At 73.1% G+C, this 20,567-nt stretch carries 23 protein-coding genes; 16 read left to right on the forward strand and 7 right to left on the reverse strand.

What is annotated here, in order from left to right; genetic code table 11:
* Positions 1–90: 90 nt before the first annotated feature.
* Complete coding sequence (locus ONA70_RS00935; protein WP_265004360.1) at positions 91–675, forward strand: type III secretion system chaperone family protein; 585 nt, start codon at positions 91–93, stop codon at positions 673–675.
* 33 nt (positions 676–708) lie between these two features.
* On the opposite strand, the gene ONA70_RS00940 is transcribed toward ONA70_RS00935, so the two are convergent.
* The 3 genes from ONA70_RS00940 to ONA70_RS00950 all read right to left on the reverse strand — a co-directional run bounded on the left by ONA70_RS00940 (position 709) and on the right by ONA70_RS00950 (position 3,928).
* On the reverse strand, positions 709–1,119 hold the full coding sequence (locus ONA70_RS00940; protein WP_265004361.1) for a globin: 411 nt from the start codon (positions 1,117–1,119) through the stop codon (positions 709–711).
* A 57-nt stretch (positions 1,120–1,176) separates the two neighbouring features.
* A complete protein-coding gene (locus ONA70_RS00945; RefSeq protein WP_265004362.1) occupies positions 1,177–2,553 on the reverse strand; it encodes an MFS transporter in 1,377 nt (458 codons plus the stop codon).
* 238 nt (positions 2,554–2,791) lie between these two features.
* Positions 2,792–3,928, reverse strand: a complete 1,137-nt coding sequence (locus ONA70_RS00950) for a mechanosensitive ion channel family protein (RefSeq protein ID WP_406601123.1) — start codon at positions 3,926–3,928, stop codon at positions 2,792–2,794.
* Between the two features lie 208 nt (positions 3,929–4,136).
* Between ONA70_RS00950 and ONA70_RS00955 the strand changes: the two genes are divergently transcribed.
* On the forward strand, positions 4,137–4,676 hold the full coding sequence (locus ONA70_RS00955) for an HNH endonuclease (RefSeq protein WP_265004363.1): 540 nt from the start codon (positions 4,137–4,139) through the stop codon (positions 4,674–4,676).
* A gap of 8 nt (positions 4,677–4,684) precedes the next feature.
* On the opposite strand, the gene ONA70_RS00960 is transcribed toward ONA70_RS00955, so the two are convergent.
* The 3 genes from ONA70_RS00960 to ONA70_RS00970 form a co-directional block, all read right to left on the reverse strand.
* The gene (locus ONA70_RS00960) at positions 4,685–5,458 is read right to left on the reverse strand and encodes a class F sortase (protein ID WP_265004396.1); all 774 of its coding nucleotides are present in this window, start codon (positions 5,456–5,458) and stop codon (positions 4,685–4,687) included.
* A 459-nt stretch (positions 5,459–5,917) separates the two neighbouring features.
* Positions 5,918–6,382 carry a hypothetical protein gene (locus tag ONA70_RS00965; RefSeq protein WP_265004397.1) on the reverse strand — a complete coding sequence of 155 codons (465 nt, stop codon included), beginning with the start codon at positions 6,380–6,382 and terminating at the stop codon, positions 5,918–5,920.
* A 171-nt stretch (positions 6,383–6,553) separates the two neighbouring features.
* Positions 6,554–7,024: an Lrp/AsnC family transcriptional regulator gene (locus tag ONA70_RS00970; protein WP_265004364.1), complete on the reverse strand. Its 471-nt coding sequence runs from the start codon at positions 7,022–7,024 to the stop codon at positions 6,554–6,556.
* A gap of 142 nt (positions 7,025–7,166) precedes the next feature.
* Here ONA70_RS00970 and ONA70_RS00975 point away from each other — a divergent pair, with 142 nt between their 5' ends.
* The 14 genes from ONA70_RS00975 to ONA70_RS01040 are packed head-to-tail and all read left to right on the forward strand — an operon-like array spanning position 7,167 to position 20,105.
* Positions 7,167–8,051 carry a tryptophan 2,3-dioxygenase gene (locus tag ONA70_RS00975; RefSeq protein ID WP_265004365.1) on the forward strand — a complete coding sequence of 295 codons (885 nt, stop codon included), beginning with the start codon at positions 7,167–7,169 and terminating at the stop codon, positions 8,049–8,051.
* A 14-nt stretch (positions 8,052–8,065) separates the two neighbouring features.
* Positions 8,066–9,343: a kynureninase gene (kynU, locus tag ONA70_RS00980; RefSeq protein ID WP_265004366.1), complete on the forward strand. Its 1,278-nt coding sequence runs from the start codon at positions 8,066–8,068 to the stop codon at positions 9,341–9,343.
* Positions 9,340–10,671 (forward strand): FAD-dependent oxidoreductase, encoded by a 1,332-nt coding sequence (locus ONA70_RS00985; RefSeq protein WP_265004367.1) that lies wholly within the window; start codon positions 9,340–9,342, stop codon positions 10,669–10,671. The genes kynU and ONA70_RS00985 overlap by 4 nt, the downstream gene beginning before the upstream one ends.
* Before the next feature lie 20 nt (positions 10,672–10,691).
* The gene (locus ONA70_RS00990; protein WP_265004398.1) at positions 10,692–12,173 is read left to right on the forward strand and encodes a 2-hydroxymuconic semialdehyde dehydrogenase; all 1,482 of its coding nucleotides are present in this window, start codon (positions 10,692–10,694) and stop codon (positions 12,171–12,173) included.
* Between the two features lie 53 nt (positions 12,174–12,226).
* Complete coding sequence (locus ONA70_RS00995) at positions 12,227–13,021, forward strand: 2-keto-4-pentenoate hydratase (RefSeq protein ID WP_265004368.1); 795 nt, start codon at positions 12,227–12,229, stop codon at positions 13,019–13,021.
* A gap of 58 nt (positions 13,022–13,079) precedes the next feature.
* The gene (locus ONA70_RS01000) at positions 13,080–14,012 is read left to right on the forward strand and encodes an acetaldehyde dehydrogenase (acetylating) (protein WP_265004369.1); all 933 of its coding nucleotides are present in this window, start codon (positions 13,080–13,082) and stop codon (positions 14,010–14,012) included.
* Positions 14,009–15,070 (forward strand): 4-hydroxy-2-oxovalerate aldolase, encoded by a 1,062-nt coding sequence (gene dmpG / locus ONA70_RS01005; protein ID WP_265004370.1) that lies wholly within the window; start codon positions 14,009–14,011, stop codon positions 15,068–15,070. The genes ONA70_RS01000 and dmpG overlap by 4 nt, the downstream gene beginning before the upstream one ends.
* Positions 15,067–15,840, forward strand: coding sequence for a 2-keto-4-pentenoate hydratase (locus ONA70_RS01010; protein WP_265004371.1), 774 nt, complete (start codon positions 15,067–15,069; stop codon positions 15,838–15,840). Before dmpG ends, ONA70_RS01010 begins: the two co-directional genes overlap by 4 nt.
* Positions 15,841–15,875: 35 nt before the next feature.
* Positions 15,876–16,304, forward strand: a complete 429-nt coding sequence (locus ONA70_RS01015; RefSeq protein ID WP_265004399.1) for a RidA family protein — start codon at positions 15,876–15,878, stop codon at positions 16,302–16,304.
* Positions 16,301–16,825 carry a 3-hydroxyanthranilate 3,4-dioxygenase gene (locus tag ONA70_RS01020; RefSeq protein WP_265004372.1) on the forward strand — a complete coding sequence of 175 codons (525 nt, stop codon included), beginning with the start codon at positions 16,301–16,303 and terminating at the stop codon, positions 16,823–16,825. Before ONA70_RS01015 ends, ONA70_RS01020 begins: the two co-directional genes overlap by 4 nt.
* The gene (locus tag ONA70_RS01025) at positions 16,825–17,829 is read left to right on the forward strand and encodes an amidohydrolase family protein (RefSeq protein WP_265004373.1); all 1,005 of its coding nucleotides are present in this window, start codon (positions 16,825–16,827) and stop codon (positions 17,827–17,829) included. Before ONA70_RS01020 ends, ONA70_RS01025 begins: the two co-directional genes overlap by 1 nt.
* Before the next feature lie 50 nt (positions 17,830–17,879).
* Positions 17,880–19,343, forward strand: coding sequence for an amidase (locus tag ONA70_RS01030; RefSeq protein ID WP_265004374.1), 1,464 nt, complete (start codon positions 17,880–17,882; stop codon positions 19,341–19,343).
* Positions 19,344–19,399: 56 nt separating this feature from the next.
* A complete protein-coding gene (gene ctaJ / locus ONA70_RS01035) occupies positions 19,400–19,705 on the forward strand; it encodes an aa3-type cytochrome oxidase subunit CtaJ (RefSeq protein ID WP_454557351.1) in 306 nt (101 codons plus the stop codon).
* Complete coding sequence (locus ONA70_RS01040; protein WP_265004375.1) at positions 19,692–20,105, forward strand: DUF5130 domain-containing protein; 414 nt, start codon at positions 19,692–19,694, stop codon at positions 20,103–20,105. The genes ctaJ and ONA70_RS01040 overlap by 14 nt, the downstream gene beginning before the upstream one ends.
* A gap of 62 nt (positions 20,106–20,167) precedes the next feature.
* Here ONA70_RS01040 and ONA70_RS01045 read toward each other — a convergent pair whose 3' ends face one another.
* On the reverse strand, positions 20,168–20,548 hold the full coding sequence (locus ONA70_RS01045) for a Uma2 family endonuclease (protein WP_265004376.1): 381 nt from the start codon (positions 20,546–20,548) through the stop codon (positions 20,168–20,170).
* Positions 20,549–20,567 lie beyond the last annotated feature (19 nt).

Genomic DNA, 20,567 nt, shown 5'->3' on the forward strand with positions numbered 1-20,567 from the left:
TGTCTCAACCCGGCTGTCCGGGTACCGTCCATCCTCGGATCCAACGCACCGTAGGCGATTGGATCCGCTGGGGAGTGAGGTGCGCGAGCGATGCCGTGGTGGTCATGGCGCCCAGGTCCCGCCGTCGGCGGCGATCCGGAAACTCGAAGCGGGATCACAGTGGATGACGCCGTCCGGGTCGGACCACCGACCCCCCGCCAGCCGGGGGACGACACGGCCGCGGAGCGGCCCGCGACGGCGGACATGCCAGCCGCCGCGGTCGGCCCGGTCACCCTCCGTCGGGTCTGCGATGCGCTCGACCTGCTCGACGTGCGCTACCTGGCCGACGGTGACGGAAACCTGCTGGCCATGTGGGAGCGGCACGCCGTCCTGGTCACCCTCGAGGGGCCGGACGACGAGATCCTGGTGATGCGCGCCCGGCCACACGCGACGGTGCCGCCGGACTGGGCGGACCGGGCCTACCGGGTGGTCAACGAGTGGAACCACACCCGGCGGTTCTGCAAGGCGTACATCGGCGACCCGACCGAGCGCGGTCAGCTCCCCATCTACGCGGAGCTGCAGGTGCCGCTCGGTGCCGGTGCCCACGACGCGCTGCTGGTCGAGATGCTCGACTGCGGGGCCGCGGTGGCGACCACCTTCGTGGACTGGCTGCACGACGAGGGCGCCCTGCTCTGAGTCGCCGCCCCGGGGCGCGGCGGCCGGTCGCCGTCAGGCTCCGGCGGCCGGGTCCTCCATCACGTTGACCATGAAGTAGGCGGCCCGCTCCAGATAGTCCCAGAGCGCGCCGGCGATCTCCGGCGGCAGGTCCAACCGGTCCACCGCCCGCCGCATGTGGTGCAGCCAGGCGTCCCGCTCGGCCGCCCCGATCCGGAAGGGCGCGTGCCGCATCCGCAGCCGCGGGTGGCCGCGCTGCTCCGAGTAGGTGCGCGGGCCGCCCCAGTACTGCATCAGGAAGAGGGTCAGCCGGTCGGCCGCCGGGCCGAGATCCTCCTCCGGGTACATCGGCCGCAGCAGCGGGTCGGTGGCGACGCCGGCGTAGAACTCGTCCACCAGCTTGCGGAAGGTGGGTTCGCCGCCGATCGCCTCGAAGAGGGTGATCGACTCGCCTGGGGAAGTCACCCTGCCATCCTGCCAGGTGCGGTCGGCGCTCGACGCCCGCCCACCGGCCGGCGCGGCTCAGGTCACCGCGTGCCGGCGCTGGCTCCGCTCCCCGGCGGTCGCCGCGGCGGCGGCCCGGCCGGGCAGGTGCGGCTGGGGCCCGGCGCCGACGGCCGCGGCCCGGTCGGCCCCGGCGGCCTCGACCGCCGCGTTCACCTCCGCCGGGCCCGGCCAGGTGAGCGCCGCCCCGAGCATCAGCACGACGCCGGCCGCGCTCCACACGCCGACCACCACCGGGATGGCGAAGCGTTCGGCGAGCGCTCCGGTGACCAGCACCGCCGCACCCTGGATGATCTGCGTCCCGCTGGCCATCACGCCGAACGCCCGGGCCCGGTAGCCGTCGGGCAGCGCGCGGACGAAGAGGCCGTTCGCCACCGGCAGGAGCCCCGCGGCGGCGAAGCCGCACGCCGCCGCGAGGAGCGCCACCACGAGCGGCGGCGGGTCGAACAGCGCGGGGACCAGCACCGCCGGGCCGAGCACCGCGAGCGGACGTATCAGCGCCAGCCGTCGGGTCGGGCCGACCAGCCGGCCGACCGCCAGCCCGCCGAGTACGTAGCCGACCGGGTTGGCGACCATGATGATCGCCTGGGCGGCACCGCTGCCCAGGCTGCCGCCGCGCTCGGCGGCCCAGGCCGCGGCGAGACCCTCCGGCACGATGGAGAAGAGCATCGCGCTGAACACCAGCACCGCGATCGCCCGCAGGACCGGCTGGCCGAAGACGATCCGGAAGCCCTGGCCGGTCTCCCGGAGCAGGTGGCTGCGGTGCGCGGCGGTCATCGCGGGCGGCCGGTCCCGCAGGCCGAACCGGACCAGGGCGGCCGAGACGGCGAAGGTGGCCGCGTTGAACAGCAGGGCGGCGGCCGGGCTCACCGCGGCCATCGCGGCGCCGGCCAGATAGCCGACGACCTGGGCGCTCTGGCCGGCGCTCGTCATCACGGACAGGCCGACCACCAGCCGGTCGCCGGGCAGGATCTGCGGGGACACCGCGGAGCGCGCCGCCTGGCTCGGTGGGTTGGCCAGCGTGGCGGCGAAGAGCAGGGCGAGGATCGCCCAGGGCGGTATCCCGGGCACCGCCACCAGCACCATCAGCGCCATCCGGGCCAGGTCGCAAGCCACCATGACCTCGCGGTAGCGGTGCCGTTCGGCCAGCGCGGCGAGCAGTGGACCGCCGACCAACCAGGGCAGGTAACTGGCCGCGAACGCGGCCGCGGAGAGGGCCACCGAGTCGGTCTGCCGGTAGACCAGCACCGTGACGGCCGCCTTGGCGATGTAGTCGCCGACCCAGGACAGGGCGTTGGCCGCGAAGAGGGCGCGGAACTCGGCCTGGCCGAAGACGTCGCGAAAGGTGGCCGGGCCCTCCGGGGCGGGTCGCTCGTCGGACACCGTCGCCTCCATCGTCCTCGGTGCGGCCACTCGTGATGGCCCGCCCGGGGACCGTCGTCAGATCTACGGATCAGCGAGGACACGACACGCTCCCGTGGGAGCGTGTGCACCGGATTCTGCCCGATCGTCTGAGAGCTGGCTAGGGCGAACGGATTGATCGTCGCATCTCCGACTGAACGAACGGACGATACCCGAGGGGCCGCACGGTGCGGAACCCCGAGGATCGGCCGAGCCGATGCCGGGTGATGGCTCAGGTCGCGCCGCCGGCGCCCGTCTCGCCCGGCGCCGGCGTACGGGTCGGCACTCCCGGGTAGAGCCGCGCCGCCGCGATCCGCGCCGTGATGCCCGAGTTCTCCAGCGCCTCGGCCAGTCGGCGGCGCAGCTCCCGGCCGACCGCGAACTGCCCGTCGGCGGTGGTCTTGACCACCGTACGGATCACCGCGCCGTCGACCGTGATCTGTTCGACGCCGAGCACGTCCGGCTCTTCCACGATCTGTGGCGCCAGCTCCGGGTCCATCGCCACCGAGGCCGCCGCCGTACGCAGCACCGCGGTGGCCTCCTCGGTCCCGGCGAAGCCGATCGGCAGGTCGACCACCACCAGGGCCCAGCCCTGGCTCTTGTTCCCCACCCGGACGATCTCGCCGTTGCGGATGTACCAGAGCACGCCGCGCCCGTCCCGGACCGTGGTGACCCGCAGGCCCACCGCCTCGACCACCCCGGTCGCCTCGCCGAGGTCGACGGTGTCGCCGACGCCGTACTGGTCCTCGATCAGCATGAACAGGCCGGCGATCAGGTCCTTGACCAGGCTCTGCGCGCCGAAGCCGAGGGCCACGCCGGCGATCCCGGCGCTGGCCAGCAGCGGGGCCAGGTCGAAGCTGAACTCCTTCAGCACCATCAGCAGCGCGATGCCGAAGACGAACGCGGTGACCATGCTGCGCAGCACCGAGCCGATCGCCTCGGCGCGCTGCCGGCGGCGCTCGGGCACGAACTGCTCCGGGGCGAGCGAGGCGCTGGGGATCCGCTCGCGCAGCGGCCGGAGCAGGGTGGGCACCGCGCCCTCGGTGGTGGTCCGGATCAGCCGGTTGATCGTCCGGTGCAACGCCCAGCGCGCGACCATCGCCAGCAGCACGATCAGGATGATCCGCAGCGGCTTGAGGATGATCCAGTAGCTGCCCTCGGCGAACCAGGCCGATTTGGTGATCTCGAAGACGTTCTTGCACCAGCTGTCGGTGCGGCAGTCGGCCGACGGGCTGGGGCTCGGGTCGGGTGCGGCGGCCAGGGCGCGCAGCATCAGGTTGGCGGCACTCACCCTGCTTTCGTACCGCAAGGCGGCTGGGCGCCGGCTGTCGACCCACCGCCGTGTCACGGACCGGTCGGCGGTGATCATCTCGCCCGGAACCGGTCATCATGCCACGGTCGGAGAAAGCTTCACGAGGTACCCCGGATTAGTGCGTGCAATCCGGGGCGCGATCAGGGACTATTGGCGCAACGGACGTCGGTGATCCCGGCCGGCGTCGGTGTCGTTCCCCGCTGCCTGCGGGGCGGGGCCCCGGCGCGGCAGCGGCGGGAGCGGCTGGACCGGGAGGGTGAGCGCGATGCCTGACATACGACCCACGGTGGGCTCCGGTGCACTCGTTCTCAACGCCACCTACGAGCCGCTGTGTGTCGTGTCGGTGCGTCGCGCCGCGATCCTCGTGCTCTCCGCCAAGGCCGTCTGTGTCGCCGACGGTGACGGCATCCTGCACAGCGCGCGCAACGCCCTCCCCGTCCCCTCGGTGGTCCGGCTGACCCGCTACGTCCGGGTGCCGTACCGGGCCCACGTCGGGCTCTCCCGCCGGGCGATCTTCGCCCGGGACGGCTGGCGCTGCGCCTACTGCCGTGGCCCGGCGGAGACCATCGACCACGTCTTCCCGCGCAGCCGGGGCGGCCGGCACGCCTGGGAGAACGTGGTGGCCGCGTGCGCCCGCTGCAACCACACCAAAGGCGACAAGACTCCGGCCGAGCTGGGCTGGCGGCTGCACATCATGCCGGCCGCCCCGAAGGGCACCGCGTGGCGGGTGCTCGGCCACCGGGTGCCGGACCCGCGCTGGGCGGACTGGCTCGACCTGCGCGAACCCGAGCCCGAGGCGGCCTGACCGGAGGTTCATCCGTCGCGCGCCTGGATCAGCGACGCGTAGACCACCAGGTTGTCCGCGTATCCGGTCTCGCCGCCCACCCACTGGCCGCCGCAGGTGATCAGGCGCAGGTTCGGCCGGCTGAAGTCGCCGTAGATCTCGTCCACCGGCAGCTTCTCCTTGCCGTACCGCTGCACCGAGGTGACCTCGAAGATCGCCACCGAGTGGTCCTCCCGGGTCACCTCGACCCGGTCGCCGTCGTCGAGCTTCTTGAGATCGTGGAAGACGGCCGGGCCGGTGGTGGTGTCGACGTGGCCGACGATCACGGCCGGGCCGTTCTGCCCGGGGGTCGGTCCCCGCTCGTACCAGCCGGCCTCGCCGGCCTTCTCGAGCGGCGGCACCGCGATGGTGCCGTCGGAGGCCAGGCCCACCCGGTGCACCGGCGCCCGCAGGCCGATCTTGCCGATCGAGACGTCCGTCGGGGCGCTCGCCGACAGCACGGGGAACTTCTTCGGTGGCGGCTGCAGGCCGGGGAACAGCCCGTCCGGCAGCACGCTGAGCCCGGTCACCCGTTCCACCCCGAGCATGGCCACGATCAGCACCATCAGGGCCGCGACCACCAGCACCGGTACGCTGGGGCCGCGGTGCGCGGCGTACCGCCGGCGGCCGGCGGTCGTGGTGGGCCGGACCGCGACCGGGCGGCCCCGCGCATCGGCGGTGGCCACGCTCGCGGTGGCGGCGTGGCCGGCGGCGCGGGCGAACCGGCGGATCGCCGCGGCCGCCAGCCGCAGCGAGGTACGCAGCCGGTCACCGGCCGAACCGCCACCCTGCGGGGTCGTCTCGTCGCTCCGGCCCGTCCGGGCGCCCGCCGGCACGCGGCCGACGCCGCGGGCCGGCCCGGCGCGCTGGCCGATCCGCGCGGTGCGGCCGTCGCCCTGGATCCGGGTCGACTGCCCAGCCCCGGGGATCCGCGTGGTGGGACCGCCGCGGTGGATCCGCCTGGTCCGACCGTCGCCGTGGATCCGGCACGTCCCGCCGGCCGCGGGCCGCGGTACGCGGCCGACGCCGCGCGCCGGCCCGGTGTACCGGCGCGCGGTGCGGCCGTCGCCGTGGATCCGGGTCGTCCGGCCGTGCCGCGGGGTCGGGGTGGTGCGGCCGCCCCGGCGGGTTCCGGTCGCACGGCCGTCGCCGTGGATACGCGTCATCCGGTCGTCCGGCTGCCGGTCGGTACGAATCGGTTGGCGGGCCATGGCCGCACCTCGTCAGAAGCGCGATCCGGTCCTGCGACGGGCCCCGACGCCGGCCACCACCGCCACCGCGACGAGCCCGCCGACCAGCAGCAGCGATCCGGCGCCCCGGCCGCCCGCGGTGCCCCCGCCGCCGGTGGCCGGGCCCTTGCTCGGCGAGGCCATGTTCAGCACGGTGAGCACGGTCGAGGCCCTCTGCCCGTTCGCGCAGCGCAGGTCGACCGGGAAGTCCCCGGCCTGTTTGTTGCCGGGAATGGTCACGGCCCCGGTGAGGAAGCCGTTGTCCGGGCGGAGGATCACCCGCCCGAAGGCGTCCGAGTTCACCTCGGCCTGCCGGTTGTTCGCGTTGTCGCAGCTGGCCCGGATGTTCACCCGGCTGCCGGCCTGCGCCGGATTGGGTGTCACCTCGACGAAGACGTTCTCCCCGGCGCGGGCCGGGCCGACGGTCATCAGGACGAACGCCGCGACCAGTCCGAGCACGCTCAGAACGGCCGACCGGGCGCGATGTGCCACAAGCCCTCGCATGATTCCCCCCTTCCGGTGCGGCGCACCGGAATCCTGCTGACGGGCAGTGGGCGCTGCTTTCCCGGCGGGTCGGGGTGTTAACCGGGGGCCCCTGCTCTACCGGAGGCGTTAAGAGGGGGCCCTTCCTTACCGACGGCGGCCGGGCGAGGGTGGACCCGCGGGCGGCAGCGGGGTGACCGGGTGCCAGTCCAGCGGGGTGGACAGGACCATCGTGCTGGACGGCTGCCCGTACGGGGCGAGCCGGTCGATGACCTGCTCGAACTCGCCCATCGTGCCGGCCGCCACCTTGAGCATGCTGCACGCGTCCCCGGTGATCCGGTGGATCTCCATGATCTCCGGCCAGCCCGCCACCTCCGGGTCGTTGAGGATGCAGCGCGAGCCGTAGCAGGACATCCGGATCAGCGCGAGCACGGTGCGTCCGGCCCGGGTCAGGTCCACGTGCGCGTGGTAGCCGATGATCACCCCGGACTCCTCCAGCCGGCGGACCCGTTCCGCCACCGCCGGCGGCGACAGGTGCACCCGTCGGGACAACTCGCTGTACGAGAGCCGGGCGTCGGCCTGGAGTTCGCGCAGCAGCGCCCAGTCCATGTCGTCCACGCGGTGACCTTTCTTCCGTGAAGTCGAGTGCGGGAGAAGCCTTTGAAGCGGCAGGTGAGACCACCGTACCGCCGTTGAAGAGGCATTCCATCTGCGGATCCACCAGCGGCATCATGTCGTCTACCCCGGCGTACGGAGGGAGATGACGGTGGAACAGACCACGGCGGTACGCCCCGCCACCGCGCAGCAGCGGGCGGCCCGGGCGGCCCGCAACGGCGGCGAACCGACCCTGGAGTTCGCCGAGCGGGTGCCCTACGACGCGTACGTCCGGGCGAGCAGCCTGCACCAGCTCCAGCAGCCGCTCAGCGACGACCCCGGCGAGATGTCCTTCCTGATGGTCAGCCAGATCATGGAGCTGTACTTCGGGCTGACCTGCCACGAGCTGCGGCACGCCCAGCGCGAGCTGCGGGCCGACCGGATCTGGGAGGCGCTGCCCGCGCTGCGCCGCGCCGCGCTGCACCTCGAGGGGCTGAACGCCGCCTGGCAGGGGCTGCGCTGGATGACCCCGGCGGACTTCAACCGCTTCCGGAACATGCTCGGCGAGGGCTCCGGCTTCCAGTCCGCGATGTACCGCCACCTGGAGTTCCTGCTCGGCCTGCGGGACCCGGCGCTGATCCGCCCGTTCCGGCGGCAGACCGAGGTGTACGGCGAACTGACCGGCGCCCTCGCCGCGCCGAGCCTGTGGGACGACGTGGTCGCCCTGCTCGCCCGGCACGGCTTCGACCTGCCGGCCGAGCTGCTGGACCGGGACGTGGCGACCGAGCACGAGCCGCACCCCGTGGTGGAGGCCGCCTGGGTGCGGATCTACGCCGACGGCGGCCCGGACAACCACCTGCGGCTGCTGGGCGAGGCGCTGACCGAGGTGGCCGAGCGGTTCGGTGACTGGCGCTGGCACCACATCAAGGCGGTGCAGCGCACCATGGGCGCCAAGGTCGGCAGCGGCGGCTCCGCCGGGTTGGCCTGGTTGCAGCGCAGTATGGCCCGGGTGGTCTTCCCCGAGCTGTGGTCGGCCCGCACCGCGATGTGACCGGAGAGAACAGCATGCACACCCCCGAAGAAGAAGCCCGCGCGCACGACGCCACCGACCCCGGGCACCGGCACCTGTTCCACGTGCCGCCGGCCGAGGCCGGACGCTACCCCGAGGTGGCGTACCTGGCCGGCAACTCGCTGGGCCTGCAACCCCGGGCCACCCGGGACGAACTCCTCGCCGACCTGGACGACTGGCGCCGGCTGGGTGTGGAGGGGCACCTGGAGGCGGGGCGGCCCTGGCTGCCGTACCACGAACTGCTGACCGCGCCGGCGGCGCGGCTGGTCGGCGCGCTCCCCACGGAGACCGTGGTGATGAACTCCCTCACGGTCAACCTGCACCTGCTGATGGTGAGCTTCTACCGCCCGGCCGGGGAACGGACCCGGATCGTCATCGAGGACAGCGCCTTCCCCTCGGACAGCTACGCCGTGCGCAGCCAGGCCCGCTTCCACGGCCTGGACCCGGATGCCACGGTGGTCCGGCTGAAGCCGCGACCCGGCGAGGACACCCTGCGCACCGAGGACGTCGTCGACCTCCTGGCCCGCGAGGGGCACACCGTGGCGCTGCTGCTGCTCGGCGGGGTCAACTACCTGACCGGCGAGCTGATGGACATCCCGGCGATCACCGCCGCCGGCCGGGCGGCCGGCGCCGTGGTCGGCTGGGACCTGGCGCACGCGGCCGGCAACGTGCCCCTCGCCCTGCACGACTGGGACGTCGACTTCGCCGCCTGGTGCTCCTACAAATACCTGAACTCCGGGCCGGGGGCGCTGGCCGGCGTCTTCGTCCACGAGCGACACCTCGGCGGCCCGGCGCTGCCCCGCTTCGAGGGCTGGTGGAGCACCGAGGCGGCCACCCGCTTCGAGATGACCCCGGTCTCCCGGCCGCCGGCCACCGTCGAGGCCTGGCAGATCTCCAACCCGCCGATCTTCGCGATGGGCCCGGTGCGTACCTCGCTGGAGCTCTTCGACTCCGTCGGCATGCCGGCGCTGCGCGCCCGCAGCCTCCGGCTCACCGGCTACCTGGAGCGGCTGCTCGACGAGGTGACCGCCGACCGGCCGCTGACCGTGGTCACCCCGCGCGACCCGGCCCGCCGCGGCTGCCAGCTCTCGGTCCGGATCGGGGTGGGCAGCGCCAACGAGCTGACCAAGCGGCTGCGACACGAGCACGGCGTGATCGCCGACGCCCGGGAGCCGGACATCGTCCGGTTCGCCCCGGTGCCGCTCTACTCGACGTACCACGACTGCTGGCGGGTCGCCGACGCGCTGGCCGCGACCGTGGAGGCCACCTCATGAACACCCGACGCGACGAGATCGCGGTGGTCGGGGCCGGGCTGGCCGGCTGCCTGCTGGCCTGCTTCCTGGCCCGGCGCGGCTACCTGGTGGCCCTGTACGAGCGGCGGCCGGACCCGCGTACCGGGAAGGTCGAGCGGGGGCGCTCGATCAACCTGGCGCTCTCCGAGCGCGGCCTCGACGCGCTGCGCCGGATCGGGCTGGACCAGCAGGTGATGGCGGACGCGCTGCCGATGCGCGGCCGGATGATCCACCCGGTCGAGGGAGAGCCGCAGTTCCAGTCGTACAGCGTCTCCGGTGACCGGGCGATCAACTCGATCAGCCGGGGTGCGCTGAACAACGCGCTGCTCACCGCCGCGGCCGGGCTGCCCGGCGTGCGGATCGCCTTCGACCACCGGTTGGTCGGCCTCGACCCGGCCGGCGGCGAGATGACCTTCGAGACCCCGCAGGGCAAGGTCACCGAGACCGCCGCGGTCGTCCTCGGCGCGGACGGCGCCGGCTCCGCCGTGCGCGGGCAGCTCCTCGCGTACGGGGTGCTGACCGAGAGCCTCGACTTCCTCGACTACGGCTACAAGGAACTCACCATCCCGCCGATCGGCGGCGAGTTCGCCCTCGACCCGGGGGCGCTGCACATCTGGCCACGCGGCACCTCGATGATGATCGCGCTGCCCAACCCGGACCGCTCCTTCACCTGCACGCTGTTCTGGCCCACCCACGGCACGCAGAGCTTCGCCTCGCTGGGCAGCCCGGCCGCCATCGAGCGGTACTTCGCCACCCACTACCCGGACCTGGTGCCGCTCGCCCCGAACCTGGTCGACGACTACCAGCACAACCCGGTCGGGGTGCTCGGCACGGTCCGCTGCACCCCGTGGCAGGTGGACGGGAAGGTGGGCCTGCTCGGCGACGCGGCGCACGCCATCGTGCCGTTCTACGGCCAGGGCGCGAACTGCGCGTTCGAGGACGTGGTGGAGCTGGACCGCTGCCTGGACGAGTGCGGCGACCACTGGCCGTCGGCGCTGCCGCTGTTCCAGCACCACCGGCAGGCCAACGCCGAGGCGATCGCCCGGATGGCGCTGACCAACTTCGTGGAGATGCGGGACAAGGTCGCCTCCCCGGTGTTCCAGACCCGCAAGCGGATCGAGCATGCCCTGGAGCGGGCGCTGCCCGACCGGTACGTGTCGCAGTACGAGCTGGTCTCCTTCTCCACCACCCCGTACGCCGAGGTGCGCCGCCGGGTGCGCCGGCAGTACGCCGCGGTCAGCGCGGTGGCGGCGGGCGCGGTGGTCTTGCTGGCCGCCGGGATCGGCGTGGCGTTGGGGAGGCGGCGATGAACCTCTGGGACCCCCGGCTGATGGCCGGGCAGGCGCCGGACGGGCCGGGCCTACTGCGCAACTTCGTCGGTGGCTCCTTCGTGGACGCCGGCACCCGGTTCACCAAGCGCAGCCCGGTCACCGGTGCGCCGGTGTTCGAGGTGGTCGAGGCGGACGAGTCCACGGTGGACGAAGCGGTGACCGCCGCCCGGGCGGCGCTGCGCGGCCCGTGGGGGCGACTCGGCGAGCGGGAGCGTGCCGAGGTGCTGCGCCGGGTCGCCGACGAGCTGGAGCGCCGCTTCGACGACCTGGTCGCCGCCGAGGTGGCGGACACCGGCAAGGCCATCTCCCAGGCCCGTACGCTGGACATTCCGCGCGGCGCGGCCAACTTCCGGGCGTTCGCCGAGATCGTGGCGACCGCGCCCACCGAGTCGTTCACCACGGTCACCGCGACCGGCGGTCGGGCGTTGAACTACGCGGTCCGCAAGCCGGTCGGCGTGGTCGCGGTGATCGTGCCGTGGAACCTGCCGCTGCTGCTGCTCACCTGGAAGGTCGCGCCCGCGCTGGCCTGCGGCAACGCGGTGATCGTGAAGCCCAGCGAGGAGACCCCCGCGTCGGCCACCCTGCTCGCCGAGGTGATGGCCGCCGCCGGCGTGCCGGACGGGGTGTTCAACCTGGTGCACGGCTTCGGCCCCGGCTCGGCCGGCGAGTTCCTCACCCGGCACCCGGGCGTCGACGCGATCACGTTCACCGGCGAGTCGGCCACCGGCAGCGCCATCATGCGGGCCGCGGCGGACGGGGTGAAGGCGGTCAGCTTCGAGCTGGGCGGCAAGAACGCCGGGCTGGTCTTCGCCGACGCCGACCTGGACGCGGCGGTCGCCGGCTCGGTCCGGTCCAGCTTCACCAACGGCGGTCAGGTGTGCCTCTGCACCGAGCGGATCTACGTGCAGCGGCCGGTGTTCGAGGAGTTCACCGCCCGGCTGGCCAAGCGCGCCGACGAGTTGGCGTACGGCTGGCCCGCCGACGAGGCGACCGCGAACATGCCGCTGATCTCGCACCCCCACCGGGACAAGGTGCTCGGCCACTACGAGCTGGCCCGCACCGAGGGCGCCGAGGTGCGTGCCGGGGGCGGCGTGCCGCGCTTCGGCGATGCCCGCGACGGCGGCGCGTACGTGCAGCCGACGGTGCTGACCGGGCTCGGGCCGGACGCCCGGACCAACCGGGAGGAGATCTTCGGGCCGGTGGTGCACGTCGCCCCCTTCGACGACGAGGAGGAGGCGTACGCCCTGGCCAACGGCACCGACTACGGCCTGGCGGCGACGGTCTGGACCCGGGACGTGGGCCGGGCGCACCGGGCCGGGTCCCGGCTGGACGCCGGCATCGTCTGGGTGAACACCTGGTTCCTGCGTGACCTGCGCACCCCGTTCGGCGGGGTGAAGGCGTCCGGCATCGGCCGGGAGGGTGGCCTGCACTCGCTCGACTTCTACTCCGAACTCACCAACGTCTGCGTGGACCTCTCATGAGTGCGCGTTCGGGGCAGAATGCACGGCGTCAGCGAGCGAAGCGAGGAGCCGGCATGACTGTCGACATCGAAGCCGCCAACCGGGAACTGGCCGTCGCCCGGCAGGAGGAGAAGCCCTGCCCGCCGCTGCGCGGCCGGCTGCTGCCCGAGGGCGACATCGAGGCCGCCTACCAGGTGCAGCAGGTCTACACCCGGCAGCGGCTCGGCAAGGGCCACCGCCGGGTGGGCGCGAAGATCGGTCTCACCTCCCGTGCCGTACAGGAGAACTTCGGCGTCTTCCAGCCCGACTTCGGGGTGCTGTTCGACGACATGGCGGTCGGCGACGGCGTCGAGGTGCCGCTGGGCCGACTGCTCCAGCCCCGGGTGGAGGCGGAGATCGCGTTCGTGCTCGGCGCCGACCTGCCCGACGAGCGGGTGACGAGCGTCGACCTGATCCGGGCGGTGGACCACGTGCTGCCGGCCATCGAGATCGTCGACTCGCGGATCGCCGGCTGGGATATCTCCATCGTGGACACCGTCGCGGACAACGCGTCCAGCGGGCTCTTCGTGCTCGGCACCGCGCCGCGCCGGCTCGCCGACGTCGACCTGCGGCTGTGCGGGATGGTGCTGGAGCACGCCGGTGAGCCGGTCTCGGTCGGAGCCGGCGCGGCCTGCCTCGGCAACCCGCTGCACGCGCTGGAGTGGCTGGCCGGCACCATGGCCCGCGCGGGCGACCCGCTGCGTGCCGGGGACGTGGTGCTCTCCGGGGCGCTCGGCCCGATGGTGCCGGTCACCCCCGGGGCGGCGTACGAGGCGCGGATCTCCGGGCTCGGCTCGGTGCGGACCTGTTTCTCGAGGGAGGCCCGGTGAGCGCGAGGAGTAAGCCGGGGTTGCGAGCCCCGCAGTCGCGAACGAAAGGCGGCACAGCATGACAGTCGGGGTGGCGGTGCTCGGGTCGGGCAATATCGGCACCGACCTGATGATCAAGGTGCTGCGGCTCAGCACCGAGCTGCGCATGGTCGCGATGGCCGGCATCGACCCGGCGTCCGACGGCCTGGCCCGGGCCCGCCGGCTCGGCGTCGTGACCACGGCCGACGGCGTGGACGGGCTGGTCGCCATGCCGAAGTTCGCCGACGTCGAGCTGGTCTTCGACGCCACCTCGGCCGGCGCGCACCGGCACCACGACGCGGTGCTGCGGGCGCACGGCCGGACCGTGGTCGACCTGACCCCGGCCGCCGTCGGCCCGTACGTGGTGCCGCCGGTCAATTTGGACGAGCACCTGCACGAACCGAACGTCAACATGGTCACCTGTGGCGGGCAGGCCACGGTGCCGATCGTGCACGCCGTCGGCCGGGTCACCCCGGTCGCGTACGGGGAGATCGTCGCCTCGATCGCCTCGAAGTCGGCGGGACCGGGCACCCGGGCCAACATCGACGAGTTCACCGAGACCACCGCCCGGGCGATCGAGGTGGTCGGCGGGGCCGCCCGCGGCAAGGCCATCATCGTGCTGAACCCGGCCGATCCGCCGCTGCTGATGCGGGACACCGTCTACTGCCTCTGCCCGGACGTCGACGCCGACCGCGCGGCGATCGCCGCCTCGGTGGCCGACATGGTCAAGACCGTGCAGGAGTACGTCCCCGGCTACCGGCTCAAGCAGGACGTGCAGTTCGACCGGGTCGAGGCGTACGTGCCGGCGTTGGGTCGGCCGTTCACCGGGCTCCAGGTGTCGGTGTTCCTGGAGGTCTCCGGCGCCGGCCACTACCTGCCCGCGTACGCCGGGAACCTGGACATCATGACCTCGGCCGCGCTGCGCACCGCGGAGCGGCTGGTCGCCCTGCGCGCGAAGGGGGTCCCGGCATGACCGACCTCTACATCCAGGACGTGACGCTGCGCGACGGCATGCACGCCATCGCCCACCGGTACACGGTGGACCAGGTACGCACCATCGCCGCCGCGCTGGACGCCGCCGGGGTGGCCGCGATCGAGGTGGCGCACGGCGACGGGCTCGCCGGCTCCAGCGTCAACTACGGCCACGGCGCGGCCGCCGACGCCGACTGGATCTCCGCCGCCGCCGAGGTGCTGACCACCGCGAAGCTCACCACCCTGCTGCTGCCCGGCATCGGCACCATCGCCGACCTGAAGGCGGCGAAGGCGCTCGGGGTGACCAGCGTGCGGATCGCCACCCACTGCACCGAGGCGGACATCTCCGCGCAGCACATCTCCTGGGCCCGGGAGAACGGCATGGACGTCTCCGGGTTCCTGATGATGTCGCACATGAACGACCCGGCCGGGCTGGCCGCCCAGGCCAAACTCATGGAGTCGTACGGCGCGCACTGCGTCTACGTCACCGACTCCGGTGGCCGGCTGCTGATGTCCGACGTGGCGGCGCGGGTCGACGCGTACCGGCAGGTGCTCGAACCGGAGACCCAGATCGGCATCCACGCCCACCACAACCTGTCGCTCGGCGTGGCCAACAGTGTGGTGGCGGTCGAGCACGGCCGGATCCTCGGCGCCACCCCGGCCGGCCCGGACGCCGCGCACGGACGGACCGTCCGGGTGGACGCCTCCCTGGCCGGCATGGGTGCCGGGGCCGGCAACGCCCCGCTGGAGGTCTTCGTCGCGGTCGCCGAACTGCACGGCTGGAAGCACGGCTGCGACGTGTTCGCGCTGATGGACGCGGCCGACGACATCGTCCGTCCGCTGCAGGACCGGCCGGTCCAGGTGGACCGGGAGACGCTCTCCCTCGGCTACGCGGGGGTCTACTCCAGCTTCCTGCGGCACGCCGAGCGCGCCTCGGCGAAGTACGGCGTGGATGTCCGCTCGATCCTGGTGGAGCTGGGCCGGCGGCGGATGGTCGGCGGCCAGGAGGACATGATCGTGGACGTGGCGCTCGACCTGGCCGGCAAGGAGAACTCATGATCGGACCGGACATCGCGGGCATCGCGGAGAAGCTGGGCGCGGCGGCGGACACGGCCACCGCGATCCCGCAGCTCGCCGCCGAGACCGGCCTCGACGTGGACACCGCGTACGCGGTGCAGACCGCGCTGCTGCAGCGCCGCCTCGACCGGGGCGAGCGGCTGGTCGGGCTGAAGATGGGGCTGACCAGCAAGGCGAAGATGGCCCAGGTCGGGGTGAACGAGGTGATCTGGGGCCGGCTCACCGACGTGATGCGGGTGCCCGACGGCGGCACCGTCGACGTCGCCGACTTCATCCACCCCCGGGTCGAGCCCGAGGTGGCGTTCCTGCTGGACCGTCTGCCCGAGGCCGGTGAGCCGCTCGCCGCGTTCACCGACGCGGTCCGCGCGGTCGCGCCGGCGATCGAGCTGATCGACTCCCGGTACGCCAACTTCACCTTCTCCCTGCCGGATGTCGTCGCCGACAACACCTCGGCCGCCGCGTTCGTCGTCGGGCCCTGGTCTCCGGTGCCGGACGGCCTGGACAACCTCGGCGTGCTGCTGGAGATCGACGGCCGGGTGGCGCAGGTCGGTTCGACCGCCGCGATCCTCGGTGACCCGCGTCGCGCCCTCGACGAGGGCATCCGTCTCGCCGGCCGGCACGGGGTCCGGCTGCGCGAGGGCTGGGTCTTCCTGGCCGGGGCGGCCACCGCCGCCGTGCCGCTGCGCCCCGGCGCCCACGTCCGGGCCGTCGTCGAGAAGCTCGGCGCCGTGTCGTTGAAGGCGGCGGCGTGAGCGAGCGGAGCGCGCGAACCATTCGGCTCAGCAGCGTGAGCGGGCAGGCCCGGGTCGTCGCCGGCAAGGCCGTGCCGCGCGGGGCGTTCCCGCACGTCAAGGTGGCCGGTGGGTTCGTCTTCGTCTCGGGTACGTCGTCGCGCCGGCCGGACAACACCTTCGCGGGCGTCTCGGTGGACGAGTTCGGCACCACCGACCTGGACATCCGGGCGCAGACCCGGGCCGTGATCGAGAACATCCGGGACCTGCTGCGCTCGGTCGGCGCCGACCTGGCCGACCTCGTGCAGGTCACCAGCTACCTGGTCAACATGAACGACTTCGGTGGCTACAACGAGGTGTGGGCGGAGTTCTTCGACGCCACCGGGCCGACCCGGACCACGGTGGCGGTGCACCAGCTTCCGCATCCGCACCTGCTGATCGAGATGCAGGCCGTGGCCCTACTTCCGTCGGGAGGTCCGTCATGAGTGAGATCGCCGAGCCGTTCAGCTTCTCCGGCTGGATCGGGGAGAACCAGCACCTACTCAAGCCGCCGGTGGGCAACAAGGAGATGCTGCCGGGCAGTGACGACTTCATCGTCATGGTGGTGGGCGGCCCGAACCAGCGCACCGACTTCCACGTCGACCCGTACGAGGAGTTCTTCTACCAGGTCAAGGGCAACATGCACATCAACCTGATGCTCCCCGAGGGGCCGCGTACGGTGCACGTGCGCGAGGGTCAGATGTGGATGCTGCCGCGCAACACCCCGCACTCCCCGCAGCGGCCGGAGGCCGGCTCGATCGGCATGGTGATCGAGCGGGTCCGCGAGGAGGGCACGCTGGAGAAGTTCCAGTGGTACTGCCCACAGTGCAGCCACAAGGTGCACGAGGTGGAACTCCAGGTCCGCGACATCGCCGCCGACCTACCCCCGGTCTTCTCGGCGTTCTACGCCGACGAGAAGGCCCGCACCTGCACCAACTGCGGCGCGCTGCACCCGGGCAAGGGCTGATGCGCGGACCGGTCGTGGACGTGCACACGCACGTCGTACCGAAGGGGTGGCCGGATCTCGCCGCCGCGTGCGGCGGGTCCGGCTGGCCCTGGCTGCGGGTGGACTCCGAGCGCGCCGCCATGATCATGGTGGGCGAGACGGAGTTCCGCCCGATCGGCGCGGAGTGCTGGGACGCGGAGACCCGGCTGGCCGACATGGCCGCCGACGGCGTCGACGTGCAGGTGGTCTCACCCACCCCGGTCTTCTTCAGCTACGACCGGCCGGCCGACCAGGCCGTCAAGGTGGCCCGGATCTTCAACGACCGCACGCTGGAGGTCACCGCGGCCGGGGGCGACCGGCTGGTGCCGTTCTGCCAGGTGCCGTTGCAGGACCCGGACCTGGCCTGCGCGGAGCTGGACCGGTGCCTGGCGGCCGGCCACGTCGGGGTGGAGATCGGCAACCACGTGGGTGACCGGGATCTCGACGACGCCGGCATCGTGCAGTTCCTGACCCACTGCGCGCGAGTCGGCGCGCCGGTCTTCGTGCACCCCTGGGACATGCCGGGCGGTCCGCGGCTCGACCGCTGGATGGCCCGTTGGCTGACCGGGATGCCGGCCGAGACGCACCTGTCGGTGCTGGCGCTCATCCTCGGCGGGGTGTTCGACCGGGTGCCGGAGACGCTGCGGATCTGCTTCGCGCACGGCGGCGGCAGCTTCCCGTTCTGGCTGGGCCGCGCCGACAACGCCTGGCACCGCCGGGGCGACCTGGTACGCGGCGCCTCCACCGCCCCGCCCAGCGCCTACGTCGACCGGTTCTGCGTCGACTCGGTGGTCTTCGACCCGGCCGCGTTGCGGCTGCTGGTCGACACCATGGGCGAGGACCGGGTGCTGGTCGGCAGCGACTACCCGTACCCGCTGGGGGAACGGCCGGTCGGCCAGGTGGTCCGCAAGGCCGACTTCCTCACCGCCGACCAGCGCGACAAGCTCCTGTCCCGCAACGCCCTGCACTTCCTCGGCCGGCGCTGACGGTCGTGTCGGGCCGCGCACGCGGCGGCCCGGCACGGCAGGATGAGGGTATGGCCGAGCCGCACGACCTGACTGCCCTGGAACAGGCCGACGCGATCCGCCGGGGCGAACTGTCCAGCGTGGAACTGGTCGAGCACCACCTGCGCCGGGTCGACGCGCTCGGCGACACCGTCGGCGCGTTCGTCACCGTCACGCCGGACCGGGCCCGGGCGGCGGCCCGAGCCGCCGACGCGGTGCCGGCGGACGAGCGCGGGCCGCTGCACGGCGTACCGACGGCCATCAAGGACCTGACACTCACCGCCGGGGTACGCACCACCTTCGGCTCGGCCGCGTTCGCCGACTTCGTGCCCCCGATCGACGCCGACGTGGTCCGGTTCATCGCCGCCGCCGGGCTGGTCAGCCTCGGCAAGACCACCACCTCGGAGCTGGGCTGCTCGCTCTACTCGGAGGGGCTGGTGGCGCCGCCGGCGCGCAACCCGTGGGACCTCGCGTACACGGCGGGCGGGTCCAGCGGCGGCGCGGCGGCCGCCGTGGCGGCCGGGCTGGTACCGGTGGCGCAGGGCTCCGACGGCGGCGGCTCGCTGCGCATCCCGGCGGCGCTGTGCGGCCTGGTCGGCTACAAGCCGAGCCGGGGGCTGGTCTCCGGTGGACCGCTCGGCTTCGGCGCGTTCGGGCTGCCCACCAACGGGCCGCTCGGGCGCACCGTGGCCGACGTGGCCGCGCTGCTCGACGTGCTGGCCCGCCCGGTGCCCGGCGAGCCGTACCTGCCGCCGGCCGCGCCCGCCGGCGGCTATCTGGCCGCCGCCCGCGAGGCGGCCCCGCGCCGGTTGCGGATCGGTCGGTTCATCACCCCGATGCTCGCCGACGAGCCGGTCCACCCCGACTGCGTGGCCGCCGTCGACCGGGCCGCCGAACTGCTCGCCGCGGCCGGGCACGAGGTGGTCGAGGTCCCCGCGCCGCTCGGTCCCGCGGCCTGGCCGCTCTTCGAGACCGTCTGGTACGTCCTGGCGCTCTCCCCGGTGCCGCCCGAGCGGGAGAGCGACCTGCTGCCGCTGACCCGGTTCCTCCGCGAGCGGGGCGCTGCGGTCGGCGCCGGTCCGCTGATGGCCGCGCTCGGCGAACTCCAGGCCCAGGTACGCCTCGGGGTCCGCCGTACCGCCGGATGCGACCTGCTGCTCTGCCCGGCCCTGGCCGCGCCGCAGGCGTCGGTCGGCGCGTTCGCCGCCCTCGATCCGGCGGAGGATTTCGACCGGCAGCGTCGGTTCTCGCCGTACTGCGCCATTTTCAACGTGACCGGTGATCCGTCCGTTTCGCTGCCGCTCGGCCGGACGGTCGACGGGATGCCGGTCGGGGTGCTGCTCACCGGCCGGTACGGCGACGACGCGACATTGATAGCCACTGCCGCGCAACTGGAGCACGGCTGTGGCGGATGGGATCAGCACCCCGCAATCTGGCGGGCGGTCGGCTCCGCTAACGTGAACAGCACAAGCGGCGTCGGGCACCCGTCGACATGATCGTCCACCCGACCCGGAAGATTCCTGGTCTCTCTTTCCGCCTGGGGGCGTTGGGATTGTCTGTTACCGACACGTTGGTGCTCTTCGTCGGCGTCCCGGCGGCCGCGGTGCTGGTGATCGCCGGCCTGGCGTACGCCGGCAGTCGTGGCGCCGGTGGTGGCGGTGCCAAGCGCTACCGGCCGGGCCGGCCCTTCGACTTCACTCCGGTCTGGTTCCTGGGCCGTCCGGAGCAGCTGGCCGACTCGGCCGGCACCGCACTGGCCGCCGGGGCGCAGGCGCCGGCGCTGACCAGCCGCAAGCAGGAGCAGGCCGGCCGGGAGGCACCGGCCGGTGGAACCGGAGGCGCAAGTGACCGTTGGTGAGAAGCACGCCGTGACGGGGACCGGTACCCCGCCCCAGGTGCTGGACGGGCCCTTCTCGACCCGTCAGCTGCTCCGCATCGACGAGGCGCTCCGGCTGGCCGACCAGGGGACCGGCCTGGTCTTCTCGGTCTATGTGGGCGGCCTCGACGAGCCGATCCGGGAACACGCCGAGCGGCTGCACCGGCAGCTCGCCGAGCCGGACAAGTCCGTGCTGATCGCCGTGTCGCCCAACCAGCGGCAGCTGGAGATCGTCACCGGCAAGTACGCCCGCAAGCGCATCCCGGACACGTACGCCAAGCTCGCCGCACTCTCCATGGTGGCGTCCTTCGGCGGCGGCGACCTGGCCGGCGGCATCATCCAGGGCCTCGACCAGCTCGCCAGCCACGCCGGCAAGGGCTGACCCCTTCCGGTACGACGAAGCCCGGCCCGCGAACCGCGGGCCGGGCTCTTTCGTGTCGTCGCTCAGCGGGGCCAGACGCTCGGGTCCAGCCGCATCGGCCACGGCTCGTCGACCTGCACCGGATCGTCCGGCCCGATGGTGCCGAGCAGGTCGTAGTGCACGCCCTTGACCAGTTCGTAGCGGTACACCACCGGTCCGAAGTCGCCCCGTTCCACTCGCCAGTAGTGGGGAATGCCGGCCTCGGCGTAGAGGGCAGGCTTGGTGAACCGGTCCTGCCGTCGGCTGTTCGGCGACTCGACCTCGACGACGAGTGCCACGTCCTCAGCCTGCGTCCACATGCCGTCCGGGATCTCGTAGCGGTTCCCGTCCTCCGGAAGGCCGGACAGGTCCTGCTCCTGCCACGGTCGCTCGGGTGGGCGCCATTCGTAGGTCGGCTGTGCCATCACGTCCACCTCCTCAGCA

This window comes from Micromonospora yasonensis, assembly GCF_026013475.1.
In the GTDB taxonomy this organism is placed as follows: Bacteria; Actinomycetota; Actinomycetes; order Mycobacteriales; family Micromonosporaceae; genus Micromonospora; species Micromonospora yasonensis.

Coding starts and splice junctions, on each gene's coding strand:
- ONA70_RS00935 (WP_265004360.1), top strand. CDS start 91: ATGCCGTGGTGGTCATGGCGCCCAGGTCCCGCCGTCGGCGGCGATCCG.
- ONA70_RS00945 (WP_265004362.1), bottom strand. CDS start 2,553: ATGGAGGCGACGGTGTCCGACGAGCGACCCGCCCCGGAGGGCCCGGCC.
- ONA70_RS00950 (WP_406601123.1), bottom strand. CDS start 3,928: ATGATCACCGCCGACCGGTCCGTGACACGGCGGTGGGTCGACAGCCGG.
- ONA70_RS00955 (WP_265004363.1), top strand. CDS start 4,137: ATGCCTGACATACGACCCACGGTGGGCTCCGGTGCACTCGTTCTCAAC.
- ONA70_RS00975 (WP_265004365.1), top strand. CDS start 7,167: ATGACGGTGGAACAGACCACGGCGGTACGCCCCGCCACCGCGCAGCAG.
- kynU (WP_265004366.1), top strand. CDS start 8,066: ATGCACACCCCCGAAGAAGAAGCCCGCGCGCACGACGCCACCGACCCC.
- ONA70_RS00985 (WP_265004367.1), top strand. CDS start 9,340: ATGAACACCCGACGCGACGAGATCGCGGTGGTCGGGGCCGGGCTGGCC.
- ONA70_RS00990 (WP_265004398.1), top strand. CDS start 10,692: ATGGCCGGGCAGGCGCCGGACGGGCCGGGCCTACTGCGCAACTTCGTC.
- ONA70_RS00995 (WP_265004368.1), top strand. CDS start 12,227: ATGACTGTCGACATCGAAGCCGCCAACCGGGAACTGGCCGTCGCCCGG.
- ONA70_RS01000 (WP_265004369.1), top strand. CDS start 13,080: ATGACAGTCGGGGTGGCGGTGCTCGGGTCGGGCAATATCGGCACCGAC.
- dmpG (WP_265004370.1), top strand. CDS start 14,009: ATGACCGACCTCTACATCCAGGACGTGACGCTGCGCGACGGCATGCAC.
- ONA70_RS01010 (WP_265004371.1), top strand. CDS start 15,067: ATGATCGGACCGGACATCGCGGGCATCGCGGAGAAGCTGGGCGCGGCG.
- ONA70_RS01020 (WP_265004372.1), top strand. CDS start 16,301: ATGAGTGAGATCGCCGAGCCGTTCAGCTTCTCCGGCTGGATCGGGGAG.
- ONA70_RS01025 (WP_265004373.1), top strand. CDS start 16,825: ATGCGCGGACCGGTCGTGGACGTGCACACGCACGTCGTACCGAAGGGG.
- ONA70_RS01030 (WP_265004374.1), top strand. CDS start 17,880: ATGGCCGAGCCGCACGACCTGACTGCCCTGGAACAGGCCGACGCGATC.
- ONA70_RS01045 (WP_265004376.1), bottom strand. CDS start 20,548: ATGGCACAGCCGACCTACGAATGGCGCCCACCCGAGCGACCGTGGCAG.